This window comes from Roseibium sp., assembly GCF_050301095.1.
GTDB lineage: Bacteria > Pseudomonadota > Alphaproteobacteria > Rhizobiales > Stappiaceae > Roseibium.
Genome location: NZ_JBNKYW010000065.1, coordinates 1 through 5,091 on the forward strand (window position 1 = coordinate 1; position 5,091 = coordinate 5,091).

Here is a 5,091-nt window from a genome sequence, read left to right on the forward strand (position 1 = left end):
GATTTCCGCCGCCAGCTCCCCGTCCCAATGGGGCAGCCTTGCCGCGCCTGCCACATGGGTCAGCGTGAACAGGATGTCATCGAGCGGGGCTGAGAACGGTTTCATGCGTCGGTTTCTCTCGTTAGTGCCGGAGAGAAGATCTCCTCTCCCACGTCCTCATCCTGAGGAGAACCGTCAGGTCCGTCTCGAAGGATGGGCCACTTGTGCCGGAGCCTGCCGCCCATCCTTCGAGACGGGCTTGCGCCCTTCTCAGGATGAGGATGAGCGAATGGCAGACTTTCTTAATGCGCCGTCATGGGGTCGCCGGTCCTCAATGGACCGAAAACAGCGAAATCAGGACCGCAGAGGCGAGCCTCTTGCCCGTGCCGACGAAGATCGTCCGGTTGACCCAGTCGTATCGCGCGTCCCCGGTCTCGAGCCGCGCAGCGGTGCGGAAAGTGTAGAGCGCCGGATCGACGTCCTCACCGCGTGCCAGCGCCGCCAGCACATGGGGCGGGCCGTAGCGCGTGCCCTTGTTGATGATTTCTATCACCGCGCCGTCTTCCGTCTCGAAGGCGTAGCGCGTGTCGATGTCGGTGGTGCCGTCCGCCAGGGTCGTCTGCCAGTCGGCGCCGAGGGTCAGCACCGTGCCGTTGACCTTGCCCGTCACCGTGCCGCCGATAATCGGGATGATCCGCCGGGCACCGTTGCGCCCGTGTCCCATCTCCCGGACGGGACCAAGCTCCACGGTGAGGTCGCAGAAGTGGGTGAGCTGGGGGATGATCATGACAATCCCAACAGCCTTGCGGCGTTGCCCTTGATGATGTCGGGACGCAATTCCTCCTTGATGGCGATCTTTTCGAAATCGGCGAGCCAGCGCTCCGGCGTGATCATCGGCCAGTCCGAGCCGAACAGCACCTTCTTCTTCAGGATCGAATTGCAGTATTTGACCAGGATTTCCGGGAAGTATTTCGGAGACCAGCCCGACAGGTCGATAAAGACGTTCGGCTTGTGCTGGGCGACCGCCAGCGCCTCCTCCTGCCACGGGAAGGAAGGATGGGCCAGGATGATCTTCATGTCCGGAAAATCGACCGCGACGTCATCCATGTACATCGGGTTGGAGTATTTCAGCCGCATGCCGTTACCGCCGCGCATGCCGCTGCCAACCCCCGTCTGGCCAGTATGAAACAGGGCAATCGCTCCTTCCGCGGCGATCTCCTCGTAGAGCTCATAGGCCATGCGGTCGTTGGGATAGAACCCCTGCATGGTCGGGTGAAACTTGAAGCCCTTGATGCCGAAGTCCTTCATCAGGCGGCGCGCCTCGCGTGCACCCATCTTGCCCTTGTGAGGATCGATGGAGGCAAAGGGGATCAGCACATCGTCGTTCTCGGCTGCGAGCTCGGCAACTTCCTCGTTCTTGTAGCGGCGGTAGCCGGTCTCCCGCTCCGCATCGACCGGGAAGATCACCGCGGCGATGTTCTGCTCACGGTAATGGGCTGCCGTTTCCGGCACGGTCGGCGGATGAGACCAGGGTGCGCGGAAATATTTCGCCATGGTGGCCTGCAGGTCGTCATAGCCGTCATCGGCATGACAACCGCATGGTTCCTCCGCATGGGTGTGAATGTCGATCGCCCGAACCTTGCTGATATCAACCATTTCGAGGTCTCCTCACAGTTTGACCACTGCCGGGTCGTTGTCGTCGTATAGCCGCTCCAGAAGCGCCTTGCGGCGCTCCAGCACCTTGCGGATGTTGAGATTGCCCTTCGCGGTCATCTCGCCCTCGGGCATCGACGGAGGTTCGGACAGCACGATGGCGCGCGACACCAGGGTCGAACTGCCGCTGATTTCGCGGGCCCGTTCACTCAGCCGCCGATGGAGTTCCCCCTGCAGGAGCCGGCAGGAATAGATGCCGTCCATGTCCTCAAGCTCGAAACCTTCTTGGACAAGTTCCGCGACATTCGGGAAAATCATCACGCCGATCTGCTTCCGGTCGGCCCCGGTGATCACGAGATCGGAGGCGAGCGGCGCAAGGCGCGACAGCATGTCAAGCTTGAGCTGGGCCGCACGAACCCAGGTACCGGACTGCAGCTTGAAGTCCTCCGATATGCGGCCGTCGAAGCGCATGCCCTTGTTCGGGTCTTCCGGATCCAGAAACACCATGGCATCACCGGTGATGAAATAGCCTTCCTCATCGAAAGCGGCTTTCGTCTTTTCCGGATCGTTGAAATAGCCGGGCGTGACATTCGGTCCCTTGATGCGCACTTCACAGCGCATGTCCTCGTCCGGGATCAGTTTGATGGTCACCCCGTTGACGGGCACGCCGACGATGCCGGAGCGCGGTGCCGGTTCCTGCTGCATCATGGCGGAGGGGGCCGTCTCCGTCAGGCCCCAGGAGGTGGTCATGAGGGGAACCTCGCCCTTCACTTCCGACGCCATGCGCTCAAAGCCGGACCAGACCTCCTGCGGCAGGGAAGCGCCCGCATAGAAGATCAGGTCCAGATCCTGAAAGAAGCGTTGCCTGAGGCGCTTGTCCTTTTCCAGCGCCGACAGCAGCATGGAGAAGCCGAGCGGCACGTTGAAGGCCAGCGTGCCGGTCTTCAGCTCCAGGTTTTCCAGCGTGCGTTCGAACAGCCCCTTCACCGGCTTGCCGTCGTCGATATAGAGACTGCCGCCGTTGGCGAGCATCATGTTGAAGTTGTGCGAGCCGCCGAAGACATGGTTCCAGGGCAGCCAGTCGACAATCACCGGCGGGCGCTGCCTCAGGAACGGCAGGGCGTCGGCCAGTTGAACCTGATTGACGCACATCATCCGGTGGGTGGTCAGAACCCCCTTGGGGCTGGAGGTGGAGCCGCTGGTCATCAGGATCTTGGCGACCGTGTCGGGCGTCACCTTGGAGAAAGCCGCTTCGACGTCGACACTGCCGTCCCCCTTGAGGAGATCGGCGAAACCGGTGATCCTTGTGTCCCCTGCGCGGCTGCCGGGACGGCTGGCGACGATCTCGACGGAGGCCAGCGCCTCCAGGCCGAGCGCTTCGCCGTATTGGTCGGCATCGACGACGTAGGCCATTTTCGGCCGGACCAGCCCGACGACTTCCCGAAGGCGTCCGTGCGCGCCATGAACCAGGGAATATTGTTCGGCGACGGGAACCAGAGGCACGCCGACATATTGCGCGGCGAGCGCCAGGATGCCGTGATCGACCCCATTGCCGGACATGACCAGGATCGGCGTGTCTTCTCCCATTCCACGCGCCAGCAGGGCCGCGCCGACCGCCTGAACTTTTTCCAGCACACCTTGATAGGTTTCCTCCCGCCAACCTGCGCCGCTGCGTTCGGCGAGGAACACACGGTCAGGCGCGGCCTGAGCCCAGTAGCGCAGCCAGTTGCCGGTTCGCTCGACAGTGGGGCTGAGATCATGGGTCGATCTCAGCAGGATGGTTCCGTCCGCCCGGACCTCCTGCTCGACGGAATGCTTCTGAAATGCGGACGTGCGCTTCATGAATGTCTCCTCCCGGCCCCGCTCAGCCGCTCCGCTGACGGTTGCCTTCAATCATCTGCATCACCTTCACCGCCACCTCCAGGGCGTCCGGGCTGATGCCCTTCAGAAGGAGTTTTTCGTGAGCCGTGACCGCAGCCACCGCCTTTTCGCACAGATGCCGCCCGGCAAGCGTTGCCTTCAGGGCGTAGGCCCTGCGGTCGTTCGGCAAGCGGTCCCGGATGATCAGGTCGCGCCGTTCCAGCTCGTCGACGATGACGACCAGGTTCGGCCGCTCGATGTCCATGGCCTCGGCCAGTTGCGACTGGCGCAGACCGGGGTTGTCGATGATCAGGACAAGCGCCGTGAAGGTCAGCATCCTGAGGTCGAAGGGTTTCAGCGTGCGGGCAAGGTCCGACTGGATGACGTTGAAGGTCCGCTTCATCTGGTAGCCGTGAAGCGACCGAAGGGTCCTGTCACTGACGCTGGCAATGCCGCTTTCGGGGCTCACGTCCGGTGCTGTCTTCTTCATGGGATCACCTGAAGTTGGGATTGCGCTTTTCCAGAAAGGCGGCGAGGCCCTCCAGCGCGTCCGGGCTTGTCTGGGTAATGGCGGCGCACAGGCTTTCTGTGAAGAGACCGTCCGCCTTGGACATGTCCTCGATCCGGGCCAGAGCCTGGATCATGATGTAGTTGGAAAGCGGTGCGTTGGAGGCGATCCTGCGCGCCAGCTCCTGCGCCTTAACCAGGGCTTCGCCTGCGCCGACGACATAATGCGCCAGACCGAGCGCCAGTCCTTCGCTTGCATCGTACTTGCGACCGGTCAGCATCATCTCGGTCATGCGGTCGGCGCCGAGAATACGGCCCACCCGCACCGACGCCCCGCCGCCGACGAAGATCCCGCGGCGGCCTTCAGGCAACTGGAAGAAGGCGGAAGGTTCGGCGACGCGCACATGGGTGGCAGCCGCCAGCTCCAGCCCGCCGCCGATGACGGCGCCGAACATGGCCGAGACGACGGGCAGGCCGCCGAACTGGATCCGCTCCATCACCTGATGCCAGCCGCGCGAATGGCGCATGGTGCCTTCCGCATCCCGGGCGACATGTTCGGAAAGATCGAGACCCGAGCAGAAATGCCCCGCGGTACCGGTGAGCACGACGGCCTTTACGCCTTCCGGCGGTTTGGAAAAGAAACCGTCGATGGCTTCCAGCAGCTCATCGCACATGGCGTTGCGCTTTTCCGGCCGATTCATGGTCAAAGTCGCGACGCTGTCGGCCAGCTCGATGTTCAGGATCGGTTCACTCATGGGCTTGTCCTCAGCGCGGCGGCAGACGCACCGCCCCGTCGAGGCGGTAGGTCGTGCCGTTCAGATACGGATTGGTGGCGATATGGGCGGCCAGCAGCGCGAATTCGTCGGGTTCGCCAAGGCGCGGCGGGAACGGAATATCGGCGGCGATCTTCGCCGAGACCTCTTCGGGCAGGCCTTCCATCATCGGTGTGCGGAAGAGACCCGGTGCGATGGCCATCACGCGAATGCCGTACCGGGCGAATTCGCGGGCCGCGGGCAGGCACATGGCGGCAATACCGCCCTTGGAGGCGGCATAGGCGGCCTGGCCGAGCTGGCCGTCCTCGAAGGCGACGGA

The 5,091-nt window shown here is 63.2% G+C and carries 6 protein-coding genes; all 6 read right to left on the reverse strand.

Annotated features, from left to right (window positions below; genetic code table 11):
* Positions 1-310: 310 nt before the first annotated feature.
* Complete coding sequence (locus ACQY7U_RS06030; RefSeq protein WP_428642871.1) at positions 311-766, reverse strand: DUF3237 domain-containing protein; 456 nt, start codon at positions 764-766, stop codon at positions 311-313.
* Positions 763-1,635, reverse strand: coding sequence for an amidohydrolase family protein (locus ACQY7U_RS06035; RefSeq protein ID WP_428642872.1), 873 nt, complete (start codon positions 1,633-1,635; stop codon positions 763-765). Before ACQY7U_RS06035 ends, ACQY7U_RS06030 begins: the two co-directional genes overlap by 4 nt.
* Positions 1,636-1,647: 12 nt before the next feature.
* Positions 1,648-3,474 carry a feruloyl-CoA synthase gene (locus ACQY7U_RS06040; protein WP_428642873.1) on the reverse strand — a complete coding sequence of 609 codons (1,827 nt, stop codon included), beginning with the start codon at positions 3,472-3,474 and terminating at the stop codon, positions 1,648-1,650.
* A gap of 22 nt (positions 3,475-3,496) precedes the next feature.
* The gene (locus ACQY7U_RS06045) at positions 3,497-3,982 is read right to left on the reverse strand and encodes a MarR family winged helix-turn-helix transcriptional regulator (protein ID WP_428642874.1); all 486 of its coding nucleotides are present in this window, start codon (positions 3,980-3,982) and stop codon (positions 3,497-3,499) included.
* A gap of 4 nt (positions 3,983-3,986) precedes the next feature.
* Positions 3,987-4,754: a crotonase/enoyl-CoA hydratase family protein gene (locus tag ACQY7U_RS06050; protein WP_428642875.1), complete on the reverse strand. Its 768-nt coding sequence runs from the start codon at positions 4,752-4,754 to the stop codon at positions 3,987-3,989.
* A gap of 10 nt (positions 4,755-4,764) precedes the next feature.
* On the reverse strand, positions 4,765-5,091 hold a 327-nt coding region (locus ACQY7U_RS06055; RefSeq protein ID WP_428642876.1), incomplete at its 5' end, for an SDR family oxidoreductase.